The following is a 17841-nucleotide window of genomic DNA, read 5'->3' as shown; positions in this document are numbered from 1 at the left end:
ATCGTGAATCTGTTGCCTACCCTTGCTGCGGAGTCTACCCTTTGGCAACAAGGGCTACTCCGCGTTGCAGGAGTGGACGAGGCAGGATTAGGCTGTCTTGCAGGCCCGGTCGTAGCAGCAGCGGTTGTGATTCCGGCATTCTGCCAGCCGATCGAGGGAGTCAAAGACTCGAAATTGCTGTCTTTGGCGCAGCGAGAACAATTGTTTGATCGCATTGTTAACCACGCGATCGCAGTTGGGGTTGGAATGGCTACCGTTCGCGAGGTCGAATGCCTCAATGTGCTTCGGGCATCCTATCTGGCAATGGGGCGCTCCCTCTCTCGCGTTTCGCCCTACGATCATGCCCTGATCGATGGACGCCCTATTCAGCAAGCCAATTTAGCTTCCCACACGACGATCATTAATGGCGATGCCACCTCCTATGCGATCGCGTGTGCTTCAATCATTGCGAAAGTGAGACGCGATCGCTTTATGAAACGTCTAGCAGTACGCTTTCCTGGCTATGGTTGGGAGAAAAATGCGGGATATGGGACAAAGCAGCATCTTCAAGCGCTTCAAACCCTAGGCATTACTCCCCATCATCGCCAGACCTATGCGCCCGTCAAGCGCGTGATAGAGATCCGCTCTCAGGTTCAGTAGCGTTTCTAAACAACGGCTTCCTCCCGCAGGATCGATTTGAGCGATCGCTTGACGCTGTGCTTGAAGTTCCGCGCTGCCAAGCTGGCTCTGAGGGACAGCGGACGCGACCCTAGCTCTGAAATAAGCCGTGAATGGGTGGCATAGTGCCACTTATACGATTCTCCACCAATCATAAAATCAAACTCTGTATGCTGCTGGTTGAAGCTTTCCTCGATCAGCATTTCGAGGAGTAGACGTCCTGGAGAGTAATTTGAAAAATTGGCGTCATAACTCGGAATCCAGAAATATAACCGCCCTTCTGCAAAAAGCCCCAGATGCACTGCGATCAATTGGTCTCCGGCGCTAAGACTAGAAACCAACAAAAGATTTTTCTTTGCTAACTCTTGAAAGAAATGGACATGTTGTGGATAGGCGAAGTGATCCGTACATTGCGATCGCTGATATTGAGCAGATTTTAGCTTCATGCCCTTGAGCAAAATTTCGGGTCTGCGATCGTCAAAAATGAATGATAGCGTCCCCACCTGCTTTTCTAGTTTGCGATGCCGCCTTCGGGAGTCAGCAAAAAGACCAGAGCGATTTTGATGAACATGGGTAACGAAATTGTGCCAGGTCGGGAAGGTTTCCCACAAAATGGTCGGTGAAGCTTCATAGGTTTGCTTCAGGTTTCTCTCAAACCATTCAGTTGTAGTGACAATACCCTGAGAAATAGATGGTAAATGTTTTACCTCACGGATGGTATCTTCGCCGGAAAGGTGTGCGCGGTAAGGTTCGTAGAAGTCGATAAACGAGGTTTCAAAAGAGTCCAGCACGATTGGTCGAGTAGAGTCTAGCGCAGGCAGCCTCCAAACGCGATCGCCTAGCTTAAAAAGCGTGGGCTTCACATTTCCTTTAGGGTAGTAAGCAGCACAAAATGCCTCTACGAAGTCTTCCCGCGAATAAACGTTCATTATCTTTCACCATGTCCACTAAAAGAGTATATATAGTTACCCTTTAGGGTTCACGCACTTCATCAGAAAAATGCAATTATCCCCATTGAGGACGCGAATTCCTTACATCAGGAGAACTTGGCAGAGATGGGTGCGCTCGTAGTTTTAACTGAGTTAGCTTGAAGTTGCGAAGTAACCCACGCTTGATAATCTGATAGGAGTTGGCGCAAGAGGCGCTGTTTAAACCCGTTTAAGACGCTAGCCAACAAGCGATTGCCTGCCGCCTCGATCAGCGATCGCGGGGTCAATGCCAACGCAGGCGGCAAATCAACTTCAACTACTAAGTCTGCTTTTCCCTGCAAGTAAGTTGTGCCGTGCTTCTGGGTTGAATAAAGCTGACCTTCGAGGTTGAGCATAAACCGTTCGTTGATATACTCTATGCCTTGGAGTTCGCAGTTGTTAGAGTGAACATTGACCCGCGCCGCGTCATCTGCCCAAACCTGCAATTCAACGACAGGCTTAAGGCTGAATGCCATAAAGGTGAGTGGTTTCATCTCCAACCGATAGCGATCGTCTGCCAATCTTTTAATTGAGCTAGATGCCGCTAAAGCATTGACAACTCTCTGCGGTTGGCTGAGATAATTTGCAATGTGAATGGGCTGTTCTGGAACAATAAGTTCGACCGCTTGACAGGCAGTAAACCGGATATCCATGGGGTGTTGTGAGGAGACGAAACGTGTGAAACTATTCACTAATCTTAAAGGTCTTCTCATCATTTCAAGTCAATCTTTTGAAAGATAAACACAATTAGTTAAATTTACGGTTTGAAAACCCTTATAAACTTTGCTAAAAGCACATACTTTCACTTTGTGATACCAATTCAAGCGATACCAATTCAATTTGTGAGCGCAACATATCTGGCTCCTCCCAATCTCTTCTTGCCCCACTGCAAGCGCCGGAGGCAGTAGAGTTTGTAGAAATTGCCGGTTAAACTGGCATAAGTTTGCGATATGTTGCTTAACAACGATTTACTACAATGACAACTGCGATCGCTCATTTAGGACCGAGCGGCACCTATGCAGAAGCCGCCGCGCTCATCTTTACCAAAGGGTTTGTGACCGAAACTGCCCAAGAGGCGATATTATGCCCCTACCCCAGCATTGCTCAGACCATGGAAGCGGTAGCCCAAGGTGAAGCTCAATTAGCCGTTGTTCCGATTGAAAATTCGATTGAAGGCAGCGTCACCATGACTATGGATGCCCTTTGGCGGCTCGACAAGCTGCAAATCCGGCAGTCCCTGGTTTTACCGATCGACCATGCTTTGCTATCTCAAGCCTCGCAATTAGAGGCTATTCGCAGGGTCTATTCCCATCCTCAAGCATTAGCTCAATGCCAGCAATGGCTGGATATACATCTTCCCAAGGCTCAGCGTATTGCTACCCATTCAACTACAGAAGCCTTACAACATTTAGATGAAGATTCAACGATCGCCGCGATCGCGTCTCAACGGGCTGCCCAACTCTATAATCTTCCGATTTTGAACTGTCCGCTTAACGATTATCCCGACAACTGCACCCGTTTCCTCGTTCTAGGCTTAGACCCCTCTCCGGGCGGAACCCATACCTCACTGGCATTCAGTGTGCAGGCTAATCAACCCGGAGTCCTTCTCAAACCCTTACAAGTCTTTGCCGAACGCAGTATCAACATGAGCCGCATCGAATCGCGCCCAACCAAGCGATCGCTAGGCGATTATGTCTTTTTCGTAGATCTAGAAGCCGACGCGCGGCTCGCCAAAACCCAAGCCGCTTTGGCAGAACTATCAACCTGCACAGAAACCCTCAAAACGTTCGGCAGCTACAATGTTGTATCTCCGTAATTCTATTCGTCAGCTACATGTCCAAGCGTATCTTTCAAAACCGTCCGCGCTGCAAGATGGTTGCGAGTAGACGTCAAAATTTCAGATTCGCGTTCAAGTCTAGCGGCAGTGTCTTGTAGTTCTAGAAGCGCCTGCTGCTCATCTGCAACGCCGTATAAATTGCTGGCAATCCAGTATGATAATTCGGTCGGCAAGTCGGGAATCTGTTCTGGCAGTTCAATTTCTTGACCAGTGAGTTTTGCAGAGAGGCGCACCACATCTTGAAGCAGTTGACTGATCTCCTTCGCTCTAGGTCTAAGATCTTCTATGGGTGGTTCGTCTTCGATCCATTCCACTAACCCAACCCGATAGGGTTTTTCTCGCACATACTCCAAAACTCGAAAGCGCTGCTGCCCAAGGGTTAAAACTTTCATGCGATCGTCGGGCAACCGATGAAACTGCACAATCTCAGCGCAGCATCCTACCGTTGCAGGCTCACCTTTCACCGGGTCCCACATCAAAACGCCAAACCGGCGATCCGCTTCTAGGATCGTGTTCATCATGATGCGATAGCGAAATTCAAAGATGTGAAGCGGTAACGGTCGCCCCGGAAACAGAACAACTTCAGGCAAGGGAAATATTGGAAGCTCGCGAACCGCGATCGATGAAAAAGAAGTCATTACCTACGCGTTAAACAGTGTCCTCTGCCTCTACTGTAGCCCATCCGCTTCTAGAAATTGAGGCGCTCGAAGCTTTCCTGACAAAAGATCGAAAAGGACGGGTTGAGTCACAATGGATCAATCCCGTCCTTCGCGCCAAAATTGCTTTCAACTCTTACAGTTTCACTTCAATATCCACACCTGCCGGCAAATCCAGCTTCATCAACGCATCGATCGTTTTTGAAGATGGCTGGTAAATATCAATAATCCGCTTATGAGTGCGCGTTTCAAAGTGCTCCCGCGAGTCTTTGTCAACATGGGGAGACCGCAAAACACAATAAATGCGGCGGCGAGTAGGTAGAGGAATTGGACCGATCGCTGTAGCGTTGGTGCGGTTTGCAGTATCTACAATCTTTTCGCAAGATGTATCAAGGAGGCGACGGTCAAACGCTTTGAGGCGAATTCGGATCTTCTGCTGCTGAATAGTTGCCATTAGAATTAATACTCAGGTTTTCGTGGTTCAGAATGAAAAGCAAACTGCACTTAACTTAATCAGACAAAATATTGTACTGCGTTAAGTGCGCTACTCATGATAAAGCTATCAACAGCCAGAATAAACCAACTGCCGATAGCTTCAAACGGGCGACAAATACCTACTTCAGGATCTTCGCAACGACACCCGCACCCACGGTACGACCGCCTTCACGGATGGCAAAACGCATTCCTTGCTCAATGGCGATCGGGTTGATCAGTTCCACGGTCATTTTGATGCGATCGCCCGGCATCACCATCTCCGCCGCTCCACCTTCATCAGTGGTAAAGTCGCTAATAGTTCCCGTTACGTCAGTTGTACGCACATAGAACTGGGGACGATAGCCAGGGAAAAACGGAGTATGACGACCCCCTTCTTCTTTCTTAAGAATGTAAACTTCAGACTCAAACTTAGTGTGAGGGGTGATCGAACCAGGCTTAGCCAAAACCATACCGCGTTCAATATCTTCCTTCTTGAGACCGCGAAGTAAGATACCTGCGTTGTCTCCTGCCATCCCCTGATCGAGACTCTTCTTAAACATCTCAATCCCTGTCACAGTCGTCTTCTGGGTTTTTCTAATACCCACTAGCTCGACTTCGTCTTGCACCTTCACCGTACCCCGCTCGATCCGACCGGTTGCAACCGTACCACGACCCGTGATAGAGAAAACGTCCTCCACTGCCATCAAGAACGGTTTGTCAACATCGCGCTCAGGAGTAGGAATGTATTCATCAACCGAATCCATCAGCGCGTAGATGCAGTCAACCCACTCATTTTCGCCCTTCTTCGTCTTCGGATTTGCGGTCATGGTTTCTACTGCTTGCAGCGCAGAACCAGCCGTAATCGGAATATCATCGCCAGGGAACTCATAAGAACTCAACAGTTCGCGGACTTCAAGTTCAACAAGCTCTAGCAACTCTTCATCGTCCACCATATCTTTCTTGTTCAAAAAGACAACTAGACGAGGGACGCCAACCTGACGAGCCAACAAAATATGTTCACGGGTTTGCGGCATCGGACCATCTGCCGCAGACACCACAAGGATAGCGCCGTCCATCTGAGCGGCTCCCGTGATCATATTTTTCACATAGTCAGCGTGACCAGGGCAGTCCACATGAGCGTAGTGACGAGCCTCGGTTTCATACTCTACGTGAGCCGTATTAATCGTGATACCCCGCGCCTTCTCTTCAGGAGCCGCATCGATATCTTCGTATTTCCGGGCAGCCGCTTGACCCAGTGCAGAAAGGGTCATTGTGATTGCCGCTGTCAGCGTAGTCTTACCGTGATCAACGTGACCAATGGTTCCAATGTTAACGTGGGGCTTTGTCCGTTCAAATTTTGCGCGTGCCATGAGTTACAGTTCCTCTTCCTGATTAAGCGTTCCCTTTGTTTTTTGCAATGATCGTCTCAGCAACATTACGGGGTACTTCATCATAATGGCTAAATTCCATTGTGAAGGTTCCTCGTCCCTGAGTCATAGACCGAATATCCGTAGCATATCCGAACATCTCTGCTAACGGAACCTTGGTCGTTACTTTAGCGATGCCTCGCTCTACCCCCTGAGCTTCGATCTGACCTCTACGGGAGATGAGGTTACCCATAACGCTTCCAAGGAAGTCTTCTGGTGCTTCAACCTCGACTTTCATCATTGGTTCGAGCAGCACGGGTGACGCTTTCATCACGCCGTTCTTCATCGCCATCGATCCGGCAATCTTAAATGCCATTTCGTTGGAGTCTACATCGTGATAAGAGCCATCAACCAACGTTGCCTTAACGTCGATGAGCGGATATCCGGCAATGATGCCAGATTCACAGGCTTCACGCATTCCTGCTTCCGCCGGACCCACGTATTCCTTGGGAACCGAACCACCGACAATCTTTGAGACAAACTCGAAGCCGCTCCCCGTTTCACCAGGTTCAATCTCGACCACAACGTGACCATATTGACCTTTACCACCACTCTGACGAACAAATCTGCCTTCCGCTTTGACAGCCTGACGAATGGTTTCTCGGTAAGCAACCTGGGGCGCACCAACATTTGCCTCGACCTTGAACTCTCGCAACATCCGATCGACAAGAATTTCGAGGTGGAGTTCACCCATTCCTGCAATCACGGTTTGGTTAGTCTCTTGATCGATGCTAACGCGGAAGGTCGGATCTTCTTCAGACAGTGCCTTAAGGGCTTTGGAGAGTTTTTCCATATCACCCTTGGTTTTCGGCTCAACCGCCACCGAAATCACTGGCTCAGGAATAAACAGTGATTCTAGAATGATGCTCTCATTTTCTGGGCAAAGAGTGTCCCCAGTCAGAGTATCAGACAGACCTGGAATGGCACCTAAATCGCCCGCTCTAAGCTCATCTACGTCGATGCGATCGTCTGCCTTTAGGATGATCAGGCGAGAAACGCGCTCTTTTTTCCCTTTAGTAGAGTTATAAATGTAGCTCCCCTTCGCAAGCACACCGGAATAAACTCGCACGAAGGTTAAGCGACCTACAAACTTGTCAGTCATCACCTTAAAGGCGAGAGCAGCAAATGGAGCATCATCTCTAGGTGGGCGCTCCGCCGTTTCACCAGATGGCAAGATGCCTTGGATAGGCTTAACATCAATCGGAGCCGGTAGATAGTCGATCACTGCATCCAGCATCTGCTGAACACCTTTGTTTTTAAAGGCAGACCCACAGAGCATCGGCACAATCGTATTGTCAATAACGCCTTGGCGAAGCGCTGCTTTGATGTCAGCTTCTGTGAACTCTTCTCCAGCAAAGTACTTTTCCATCAAGTCTTCACTGGTTTCAGCGACCGCTTCGATCATTTGAATCCGAAATTCTTCTGCTTTGTCTTTCAAGTCAGCAGGAATATCGGTGACTTCAATTTCACGACCAAGATCGTCCTTGTGGATGTATGCCTTCATTCGCACCAAATCGACGATACCCTTGAACTGATCTTCAGCACCAATGGGAATTTGAATGGGAACTGCATTTGCTTGCAAGCGATCGCGGATCTGATCGTAGACTTTATAAAAGTCTGCACCCGTTCGATCCATTTTATTCACAAACACCATGCGAGGCACGTTATAGCGATTCGCTTGTTTCCAGACCGTTTCAGATTGAGGCTGCACGCCACCAACGGAGCAGAAAACAGCAATCACACCATCTAAAACTCGCATAGAACGCTCCACCTCAATGGTGAAATCTACGTGCCCAGGTGTATCGATGATATTAATTTTGTGTTCAAGCTCTCCTTCACCCGGCTGATTTGGCAGTTCCGCATCACGGCGAGTCCACTGGGTACTAATAGCAGCAGCAGTAATGGTAATTCCCCGCTCCCGCTCCTGCTCCATCCAGTCTGTGGTGGCAGTACCTTCGTGCACCTCACCGATTTTATGGACGATGCCGGAATAAAATAAAATCCGTTCTGTTGTTGTTGTCTTGCCTGCATCAATATGCGCGGCAATTCCGATATTCCGTACTCTTTCGAGCGGGACGGTACGAGCCACAGCTACCTCCTTAGCCTCTGTTGCATAGTCAAAATCACACTACCGTTCTATTAAGATTCTATACTTTTTAATACCGATAGTGCGCGAAGGCTTTATTCGCCTCCGCCATTCGGTGCGTTTCTTCACGCTTGCGAATAGCGCTCCCGGTTTCATTTGCAGCATCCATCAACTCGTTGGCGAGCCGGGCTGCCATTGATTTACCAGCACGGGCACGGGCGTACTGAATTAGCCATCGCAAGGCCAAGGCAACCCCGCGATCGGTTCGCACTTCCATCGGGACTTGATAGGTTGCACCACCGACCCGGCGCGCCTTTACCTCCACTAAAGGTGTTGCGTTTCTTACTGCTCGCTCAAATACTTCTAGCGGTTCGCCACCAGTGCGCTCTTTGATAGTTTCAAAGGCATCGTAAACGATGCGAGACGCCAGAGACTTTTTACCACTCTTCATGATTCTGCGAACCATCATGGTGACGAGACGAGAATTGTGAACCGGATCGGCAGGAATAGGACGCTTTTTGATTACGACGCGACGAGACATAGTGAGCCTTCACTTCAAAAGAAATTGAACAGTTATTTACGAGGTTTCAAGGATCGATCGTTTAGAGTCATTTTCGAGTTTTGATTTGTCGCCAATAAACAGAACCTCAGCACCTGGAAAACCCTTCCAGAGTAAGAGGCTCTTGTCAAACGAGACAGTCAACCGTCAAAATTAAGATGCTGCTTTCGGACGCTTTGCACCGTACTTAGAGCGACCTTGCTTGCGGTCTTTGACCCCAGCTGTATCAAGCGTGCCGCGGATAATATGATAGCGAACCCCAGGGAGATCTTTCACACGACCGCCACGAATCATAACTACAGAGTGTTCTTGCAAGTTGTGCCCAATGCCGGGAATGTAGGCAGTTACTTCAAACCCAGAAGTCAGCCGTACCCGCGCAACTTTACGCAAGGCAGAGTTAGGCTTTTTCGGCGTTGTCGTATAAACCCTTGTGCAAACGCCACGACGTTGAGGGCAACTCTTGAGAGCCGGTGATTTAGTTTTCTTGCGAGCGTTGAAACGCTCATCGCGGATGAGTTGCTGGATAGTGGGCATGTTATGGAGTACGCAGTTTTTACCTGTTCCAACTTTTAACAAATACTAACCATACCAATCTATCAGCACGCCTGTCAACCACTTTTTTAAGCGGTAACCTTTGGTGCGATCGCTTCTGGGAAGAATCGCGGTGCTTGAAAATTAAGATGGCAGATTCTTTATTCTAGCGCTCAGTTACCCCAAATGAGACACCGCAGCCACAGGTTTTCGTCGCTTGCGGATTGTGGAACCGAAAACTGCCACCCATCAGGTCTTCTGCAAAGTCAAGGGAAAGGCTGTTGAGGTGGGTTAAGCTCTGAGCATCGATCGCGACTTTAACACCTTGACCCTTACTTCCCACGCAATTATGCACATAGTCATCTGGCTGCAAAGTCTGATCGAACTGAGTGAGATAGAGGAACCCAGAGCAGCCACCTGCTGCAACTTTGAGCCGCAGAAAGGCATCGGTAATCGATTGCTTGGTTTTTAATCGAATAATTTCTTCAATAGCTGATTCGCTTACTTGAATCATAAAAATTGTCAATCGTATCGATAGTATGTCCAGGGGTTATCTTATCTCGCGGCGCTTTTTTGGATCTTGGTGAAGCGATCGCTCCTTACTTTACAAGCTAACAAGGACAAGGGGCAATCAGACGGCTGACTGCCCCTTTGCAAGGCTAAAAATGAAAGGCTAACGTGTCGCTACTATGCCTTATCCGCACGGAAATAGTCATCTTGGAACCGAACAATATCATCTTCTCCAAGGTATTCACCGTTTTGAACTTCGATCAGCACGAGAGGAATAACTCCAGGATTTTCTAGCCGGTGAGCGGTACATTGGGGTACGTACGTAGATTGATTGCTACTAAGGGTCAATTCTTGATCCCCACAAAAGACTTTGGCGGTTCCTGAAACCACGATCCAATGTTCGCTCCGGTGATGATGCATTTGAAGGCTGAGGCGATGACCGGGATTAACATCAATTCGCTTGATTTTGTAGCCGCGCCCTTCTTCTAAGATTGTGAATGAACCCCAGGGACGTAACTCCGTTGCGATCGCGCCTTTGACTGTAGACGGCGACAGCGTCAGTGTAGGAGCCTGCGCTATTTCTTTAGCTTGTACCACCGTTCCTCTCCTCCATGTGTTGGATTCATTTTTTCCACCCACCAAGACTAACAGACGCTCTTGATGACGACCACCGCAAAAAGGGCAGTTTTAGTAGAATTTCACTAAGTCTTTATTGATCTTCAAATCGCCTTTATTCTCATGTATCAAAAGGATGAGGGCTGAAAAAAGATACCAATGCCATTGTGGACACTGGTTGTAAAGTTAGGTGGACGATCAAGGATCTGCCCACCCAAATATAGGGTTGTTGAGCTTCCACCATCTAGGTTTAAGGCGTTAGTTGCACCAAGCTGCTTCATGATGCTGGCAATGTCGCTTAGGGTTGCGCCGAGTCCGCCGAGGCGATCGTGAACGGCGACGATGAGAATTGTACCGTTGGGGGCTTGCCCGATCGCGCTTCGAGCCGCTTGCTCTTCAATAAAAGCACGACTAAATCGTTCTGCTGTGGCATCTAATACCGTTTGCCCATTTTGAATTAGTAAAGGACCTGCGCCTAAAATTGTCGAGTAGTTGGCGAGGTCAGGAGGGGTAAGGGTAGCTTCGAGTTGAACGGCAGTGCCGATCGCAAAAGAACTAGCAGCGCTACGATTTGATCGCAAAACTAGTAAGTAGCCGCTCGTTGGCATGGGAACTGCACTTCCAGCTTTCTCTACAGTGGTTTGTTGAGTGACTTGGTTATTCTGAACCGTGACTAGAACTTCGTTATCTGAAAGCGTCGTGTAGAGTGTTCCCCAATCGGGCGTATAGCGGGCAATGCCGGCTTGGACATAGCCACTGTTTAGAGCAGTTAACCCAAACCGCTGGTTTAGCGCGATCGCTGTTTCTTGAAGCACTAACCGATCGACTCGCAAATTTCCGTCGTTATTCCAGGCAACGACGCCACGGGTGAGAATGGGACTTGATAGCCATTGGTTGTTGAGGCGAATCGCGCCGAGGGGCAGTTGATTGATGCGATTGAAAAAGCCGCCGTTAATTGCCGCGATCGCGCCTCCTTGCTGAGCCGTTCTGAACAAGGGCGCAGTCCCCGGAACTCTAGAGGTGTTGGACAACAGGGGACGGACGCTTAGCTGAGGTTGCTTGGGATCGACCTCTAGCCAAACAGCAGGAAATTGGGCATTGCCAACCGTAATGTACTGCTGTCGCCAGCGTAATCCAGGCATCCAAGCGATATCTCTAGCGGGGAGATAGGGCGTTCCAACCTCAATTATGATGCGATTGGCTTGAGTTGTAATTTGGGGACGAACCCGCCACGGAATCCCAATTTTTAGCCGCGTTTGGCTGGGTAAAGTTTCAAGTTGGAAGGTGCGGATTTTACTGGCAGGAGTGGGTTTGAAGACTTGAGCCGCAGGGGAACCCAGTTGAGCATTGAGGGTGAGTAGAAATTCAAGACTTTGGGGATCAGCTTGCCAAGGCGTCGGACGATCGAGGTCAATTGTGATGCGATCGCCCCACGATTGCTGTTCTTGGCGAATCAATCGCACCTTTGCAGGCTGAGTGGAGACCTGGAGTTGATTGCCTTCAATTTGCAACTGCCAGCCGTTTTTCTGAGCAAACTCTGTAATGTCTAAGTATCGGGAGGTTGAATCTAGCCGAGTGGGGAGCACCGAAACTGAGTCTGAAAACCACTGGACTGGCTGCTGACTCACATTTGCTGTGCTGAGAAGCTGAACGCCGAAAAGCTGAGTGAGGGCAGCATCGCTAATGCCAATGCGGGAGCTATTACCGACTTGCCATTGAGTCCACGCCCCGTAGAATGGCTGACCATTTAGAACAATCTGACGATTGCCAAACGGTGCCAGAGGAAGCACGGGACGTGGGGGAAGAGGTCTGGGGCTAACTGTGGGCTGCGGAGTTGGGTTAGGGGAATTGGCTCGACTAGGGAGCGGACTGAGGAGAGCGATGAGTGCCAAGGGTGTGACCCCTAAAGGAAGCGAAAAAAGTGCGATCGCTGCCCTCAAAATTTTTGGGGGGGGATTGAAACGGTTCAACTGAGCCTGTCCGGGAATGCCAATTTTAATCACAGCGTGTCCTAAAATCTTGAAACTCGTTTAATGACTGCCGCAGCGTATTTTACTTGAAGTCATCGGTTTTAGTGCTGTCGAAGGTGGGGGACAGGAAGTTCCAGCTAGGCATTTCCTTCAGAGGTTGGCTCTCCGCCAATTGGAGCTTTAACGGATTGCACCCAATTTTTGCACTGTCAAATTTACACTTTTAGGCAAGTCAGCCCTTCAAGAATTGTCAAGAGAGCGTCACATCCTTTTGAGCAGATAGGGATTGCTATACCTACAAATTTTCTATAATATTCTTAATTCAACCTTTACAAAGACTGACGTTCGCGAGAGTTGCTCGCCTTTTCCTTTTTCACGACCTGCCAAGATTAGGTTTATTAGAGTTCGATAGCGGTAGCCATTATGGGCACTGCCGATCCGGCTCGCAGGGGCTATTGAACTTTGCTCACGCTCTGAAGAGCCTGCAAAGCAATCACGGCAACCACTTCGTTGTCTTCGGTAAATCAGCCCTGAAAGTTTAAAACGCTTAAAGCCAAGTGAGTTTTTGCAAGTTGACAAGCGTGTAGGGCATAGGGCTTGACTAGCAGATTTTTTTACTCGATTGTTAAGTTTATGTGATCTGGATCAGCGCTCTCCCTGCAAAAATTTCCATCCAAAAGTTTCTCCCCAAACCCGTTTTTATCCGATCGTTTACGCTGAACCAGCGTGAGCGTGCTACCCATCCCCTTTCTAGCTACCACTTACACCATTTCAATCACACCATTTCATTGAGCGGAATGAATCATCCCATGACTAAGGCAAGTGCAACGTCTGAGAATCAAGTGCAGCAACCGATCAATGCTGGATACGCAGGTCAACGGTGGCTCGTAGAAGAGCGCGATGCCTGTGGCGTGGGCTTTATCGCCGATCAGCAGGGGCGCGAAAGTCATGATCTGGTCTTGAAATCGCTGAGTGCACTAGCTTGCATGGAGCATCGGGGCGGGTGTAGTGCTGATCAAGATTCGGGTGATGGTGCGGGAGTGATGACGGCGATTCCGTGGGCAATTTTAAGCGAGTGGGCAGGGGCGACCGGGGTGTTGTTACAGCCGGAACAGGTTGGTGTAGGCATGGTGTTTTTGCCGCAAAGCAGCGCGATCGCAGCAACGGCTCGTCAGATGGTAGAGCAGATTGCCGCCGAAGAAAATCTATCCGTTTTGGGATGGCGCGTTCTTCCCTCCAATCCTGATGTGTTAGGCAGCCAAGCCCGAGAAAATTTACCACAGATTGAGCAAATCTTGGTTCACTCAGGGCAACTTCGTGGTGACGCACTAGAAGGAAAGCTGTATCTGCTTCGTAAGAAGATTGAGAACGCAATTTGTGCCGAGCGCAACGCCTCTGAAACGCCCAGCGCCGCTTCCAGGTTGGAAGAATTTTACGTCTGTTCGTTCTCTAATCGCACAATTGTTTATAAGGGCATGGTGCGCGGCGAGGTTTTAGGTGAGTTTTATCAAGACTTCAAAAATCCGGCTTACAAAAGTGCGTTTGCGGTCTACCACCGTCGCTTTAGCACCAATACGCTTCCCAAATGGCCGCTCGCTCAACCAATGCGCTTGCTCGGTCACAATGGTGAAATCAATACTCAGTTGGGCAACGTCAACTGGATGTTAGCCAGACAAGAGGACTTGGCGCATCCTTGCTGGGGTGAGCAGATCGAAGCCCTCAAGCCAACGGTAAATCCAGAAAACAGTGATTCTGCCAGCTTAGACAACGTTCTAGAATTGCTGGTGCGATCGGGGCGGACGCCGATGGAAGCGCTGATGATCATGGTTCCAGAGGCGTACAAAAATCAGCCCGACTTAGCCGCGCATCCTGAAATTGTAGATTTCTACGAATACTACAGTGGTATTCAGGAGCCGTGGGATGGGCCGGCGCTGCTGGTGTTTAGCGATGGCAAGCGAGTGGGGGCTAGCCTCGATCGCAATGGGTTGCGCCCTGCTCGCTATAGCATCACTCGCGATGGCTATCTGGTTGTAGCGTCTGAAGTGGGCGTGGTAGACCTGCCCGAATCCGAGATTATTGAAAAAGGGCGGCTGGGTCCGGGTCAGATGATCGCGTTTGATTTAGAGTCTCACGAGATCTTGAAAAACTGGGAACTGAAGCAGCGGGTGGCGACTACGCATCCTTACGGGGAATGGGTGCGTCAATATCGGCGATCGCTGCCCTCTCAAACTTTTATCGACACCGCCGAAACCAAGACTCCAGCGCTGCTGACGGCTCAAACTGCTTTTGGCTACAGTTCTGAAGATGTGGAGATGACCATTCACGAAATGGCAGCGCAAGGCAAAGAGCCGACGTTCTGTATGGGGGATGATATTCCGCTGGCTGTGCTGTCAGAGCGTCCGCACCTGCTCTACGACTATTTCAAACAACGCTTTGCCCAGGTGACCAACCCGGCGATCGATCCCTTGCGCGAAAAGCTGGTGATGTCTCTCACGATGCAATTGGGCGAACGGGACAACCTGCTAGAGGCAAAGCCAGAGTATGCCAATTTGCTGCGCCTAGAGTCTCCGGTTTTGAGCGAACCTGAACTCGATCACATTCGGCAATCGGGGTTTGAGACCGCGAGTTTGTCAACCTTATTTGCGGTGGTAGAAGGCCCGGAAGGACTCAACCGCGCTGTGAGCCAACTGTGTCAAGTGGCGGCAGAGGCGGTGCGTTCTGGCAAAAAGATTTTGATTTTGAGCGATCGCTTAGACAAAACGGGCGACTCGGCTCGGCTGACCGATGAACAGAGCTACATTCCCCCCTTGCTTGCGGTGGGTGCCGTCCACCATCATCTGATTCGTCAAGGGTTGCGGATGAAAGCCTCGCTCATCGTGGATACGGCGCAAGCGTGGAGTACGCATCACTTTGCCTGTTTGGTGGGCTATGGCGCGAGTGCCGTTTGCCCGTATTTAGCGCTAGAAACTGTGCGATCGTGGTGGTCAGATGCTAAGACCCAAGCCATGATGGAGCGCGGCAAACTCAAACCAGCAAGCGTCACAGCCGTGCAGGCAAATTATCGCAAAGCTGTTGAAGATGGACTGCTCAAAATTCTCTCGAAAATGGGAATTTCACTGCTATCGAGCTATCAGGGTGCCCAAATTTTTGAAGCGATCGGCATTGGCGGCGATCTGCTCAATATAGGATTTTCTGGCACAGCGTCGCGCTTGGGTGGCTTGAGCCTCGACGAATTGGCGCAAGAAATTTTGTCGTTCCACAGCCGCGCTTTCCCTGAACTAACGGTGAAAAAATTGGAAAACTACGGGTTTGTGCAGTACCGTCCTGGGGGTGAGTATCACATGAACAGCCCAGAATTGGCAAAGCACCTGCATAAAGCCGTCGCCACGAAAAGCGTTGATCACTACACGCTGTATCAGCAGCATTTAGCCAATCGCCCATTGACAGCGCTGCGAGATTTGCTCGATTTTACGAGCGATCGATCGTCAATTTCGATGGATCAAGTCGAACCTGCCAGCGAAATTGTGAAGCGCTTTTGCACAGGAGGCATGTCGCTTGGGGCGCTCTCCCGTGAAGCTCACGAAGTCCTGGCGATCGCCATGAATCGGCTCAACGGCAAATCTAACTCTGGCGAAGGCGGCGAAGATCCGGTTCGGTTCAAAATCCTCAACGATGTAGAGCAGGGGCTTTCGCCCATGTTGCCCCATCTCAACGGCTTGAAGAATGGCGACACGGCAAACTCATCGATCAAGCAAGTTGCCTCCGGGCGATTTGGCGTCACGCCAGAATATTTGATGAGCGCCAAGCAAATCGAGATCAAAATTGCTCAAGGGGCAAAACCAGGGGAAGGCGGTCAATTGCCTGGTCCTAAAGTGAGTCCTTACATTGCCATGCTGCGTCGCTCAAAGCCCGGAGTAACTCTGATCTCGCCGCCGCCTCACCATGATATTTACTCCATCGAAGACCTATCTCAACTGATTTTCGACCTGCACCAAATAAACCCAAAGGCACAGGTCTCGGTCAAGTTGGTGGCAGAAGTGGGAATCGGCACGATCGCTGCCGGGGTTGCCAAGGCAAATGCCGACATCATTCAAATCTCTGGACACGATGGCGGCACGGGTGCATCGCCGCTTAGCTCGATCAAACACGCTGGTAGCCCGTGGGAACTGGGGCTAACCGAGGTACATCGCGCTTTGATGAACAACCAGTTGCGCGATCGCGTTGTGCTGCGCGTCGATGGCGGCATCAAAACGGGCTGGGATGTGATGATGGCGGCGCTGATGGGCGGTGAAGAATTTGGCTTTGGCTCGATCGCCATGATTGCTGAAGGCTGCATCATGGCTCGGATTTGCCACACCAACAACTGTCCCGTTGGGGTTGCTAGCCAAAAAGAAGAACTGCGAAAGCGGTTCCCCGGCACTCCGGAGCATGTCGTTAACTTCTTTTTGTTTATCGCTGAGGAAGTGCGATCGCTGTTGGCTCGGCTCGGTTACGCTTCTCTTCGGGATCTGATCGGACGCGCGGATCTGCTGAAGCGGCGCGAAGGCATCGAACTGACCAAAACCAAAACGCTGAATTTAGACTGTCTGACACAGCTACCGGATACTCGCCGCGATCGCAGTTGGCTCGATCATGAAACCGTTCACAGCAATGATCATGGTGTGGATGATGATCTGCTGGCGGAGGCTGAGGTGCAAGCTGCGATCGCGAGCCAGTCTAACCTGACTAAAGACGTGGTGGTGGTGAACACAGATCGGACGGTCGCCACTAGAATTGCAGGTGCGATCGCGGCAAAATACGGCAACTCTGGGTTTGGCGCTCAGGTCACGCTAAATTACAGGGGCAGCGTCGGTCAAAGCTTTGGCGCGTTCAACTTGCCCTGCATGACGCTAAACCTGGTCGGTGAAGCAAATGATTATGTGGGCAAGGGCATGCACGGCGGCGAGCTTGCCATCAAACCGTCATCCGATGCAACCTATGATCCATCGCGAAATGTGATCATCGGCAACACCTGTCTCTATGGTGCGACCGGGGGTCGCCTTTTCGCCAATGGTCAGGCAGGAGAACGGTTTGCCGTTCGCAATTCCTTAGCCGAAGCGGTGGTCGAAGGGGTTGGGGATCACTGCTGCGAATACATGACGGGCGGCGTTGTGGTAGTTCTCGGTCGGGCAGGGCGCAACGTTGGCGCAGGCATGACCGGCGGACTGGCGTATTTCTTGGATGAAAATGACACCTTCCAAGCCAAAGTGAATTCTGAAATTGTGAAAGTGCAACGGGTGACTGCGCCTGCTGGTGAGCAACAGTTGAAGGCGTTGATTCAAGCCCACTGCGATCGCACGGGTAGCCCCAAGGCAGAAGTCATCTTGGCGAACTGGTCAACCTATCTGCCGAAGTTTTGGCAAGTTGTTCCACCGTCTGAAACAGATACACCAGAAGCAAACCCGGATGTGGTTAAAGTTGCAATGTCGGTATAATGCCCTCGCACCAAACCCCAAAAGCAGAGGTACCCTTTGAGTCTCTGCTTTTCCGCACTAGTGTCGCTGGCTTCTAA

14 protein-coding genes are annotated in these 17841 nt (G+C 50.1%); 3 read left to right on the top strand and 11 right to left on the bottom strand.

Going from position 1 to position 17841, the window contains the following annotated elements:
• Positions 1-3: 3 nt before the first annotated feature.
• Positions 4-639, top strand: coding sequence for a ribonuclease HII (locus GS601_RS06875; protein ID WP_162422535.1), 636 nt, complete (start codon positions 4-6; stop codon positions 637-639).
• A gap of 5 nt (positions 640-644) precedes the next feature.
• On the opposite strand, the gene GS601_RS06870 is transcribed toward GS601_RS06875, so the two are convergent.
• Positions 645-1586, bottom strand: a complete 942-nt coding sequence (locus GS601_RS06870; protein ID WP_162422534.1) for a GNAT family N-acetyltransferase — start codon at positions 1584-1586, stop codon at positions 645-647.
• A gap of 107 nt (positions 1587-1693) precedes the next feature.
• Entirely contained in the window at positions 1694-2278 is a 585-nt protein-coding gene (locus GS601_RS06865; protein ID WP_162422533.1) for a DUF1997 domain-containing protein, read from the bottom strand.
• 323 nt (positions 2279-2601) lie between these two features.
• On the opposite strand from GS601_RS06865, the gene pheA reads away from it, so the two are divergent.
• Complete coding sequence (gene pheA, locus GS601_RS06860) at positions 2602-3441, top strand: prephenate dehydratase (RefSeq protein ID WP_162422532.1); 840 nt, start codon at positions 2602-2604, stop codon at positions 3439-3441.
• A 2-nt stretch (positions 3442-3443) separates the two neighbouring features.
• On the opposite strand, the gene GS601_RS06855 is transcribed toward pheA, so the two are convergent.
• The 9 genes from GS601_RS06855 to GS601_RS06815 form a co-directional block, all read right to left on the bottom strand.
• A complete protein-coding gene (locus tag GS601_RS06855) occupies positions 3444-4100 on the bottom strand; it encodes an LON peptidase substrate-binding domain-containing protein (RefSeq protein WP_162422531.1) in 657 nt (218 codons plus the stop codon).
• 154 nt (positions 4101-4254) lie between these two features.
• On the bottom strand, positions 4255-4572 hold the full coding sequence (gene rpsJ / locus GS601_RS06850) for a 30S ribosomal protein S10 (protein WP_162422530.1): 318 nt from the start codon (positions 4570-4572) through the stop codon (positions 4255-4257).
• A gap of 160 nt (positions 4573-4732) precedes the next feature.
• Positions 4733-5962 carry an elongation factor Tu gene (gene tuf, locus GS601_RS06845; RefSeq protein ID WP_162422529.1) on the bottom strand — a complete coding sequence of 410 codons (1230 nt, stop codon included), beginning with the start codon at positions 5960-5962 and terminating at the stop codon, positions 4733-4735.
• A gap of 22 nt (positions 5963-5984) precedes the next feature.
• Positions 5985-8108 (bottom strand): elongation factor G, encoded by a 2124-nt coding sequence (gene fusA, locus GS601_RS06840; protein WP_162422528.1) that lies wholly within the window; start codon positions 8106-8108, stop codon positions 5985-5987.
• Between the two features lie 67 nt (positions 8109-8175).
• Positions 8176-8646, bottom strand: coding sequence for a 30S ribosomal protein S7 (gene rpsG, locus GS601_RS06835; protein WP_162422527.1), 471 nt, complete (start codon positions 8644-8646; stop codon positions 8176-8178).
• A 171-nt stretch (positions 8647-8817) separates the two neighbouring features.
• Positions 8818-9198: a 30S ribosomal protein S12 gene (rpsL, locus tag GS601_RS06830; protein WP_162422526.1), complete on the bottom strand. Its 381-nt coding sequence runs from the start codon at positions 9196-9198 to the stop codon at positions 8818-8820.
• A gap of 163 nt (positions 9199-9361) precedes the next feature.
• On the bottom strand, positions 9362-9709 hold the full coding sequence (locus tag GS601_RS06825; protein ID WP_162422525.1) for a HesB/IscA family protein: 348 nt from the start codon (positions 9707-9709) through the stop codon (positions 9362-9364).
• A gap of 173 nt (positions 9710-9882) precedes the next feature.
• Positions 9883-10266: a phosphomannose isomerase type II C-terminal cupin domain gene (locus tag GS601_RS06820; RefSeq protein ID WP_202924930.1), complete on the bottom strand. Its 384-nt coding sequence runs from the start codon at positions 10264-10266 to the stop codon at positions 9883-9885.
• A 182-nt stretch (positions 10267-10448) separates the two neighbouring features.
• On the bottom strand, positions 10449-12323 hold the full coding sequence (locus GS601_RS06815) for a phosphodiester glycosidase family protein (protein ID WP_338016977.1): 1875 nt from the start codon (positions 12321-12323) through the stop codon (positions 10449-10451).
• A 776-nt stretch (positions 12324-13099) separates the two neighbouring features.
• On the opposite strand from GS601_RS06815, the gene gltB reads away from it, so the two are divergent.
• Entirely contained in the window at positions 13100-17764 is a 4665-nt protein-coding gene (gltB, locus tag GS601_RS06810) for a glutamate synthase large subunit (protein ID WP_238393125.1), read from the top strand.
• The last annotated feature ends 77 nt before the right edge of the window (positions 17765-17841 follow it).

Source organism: Myxacorys almedinensis A (genome assembly GCF_010091945.1).
GTDB classification, from domain to species: Bacteria; Cyanobacteriota; Cyanobacteriia; order Leptolyngbyales; family Leptolyngbyaceae; genus Myxacorys; species Myxacorys almedinensis.
Note: the sequence above shows the minus strand (reverse complement) of the source record. Positions and strands in the feature narration are given on the sequence as shown.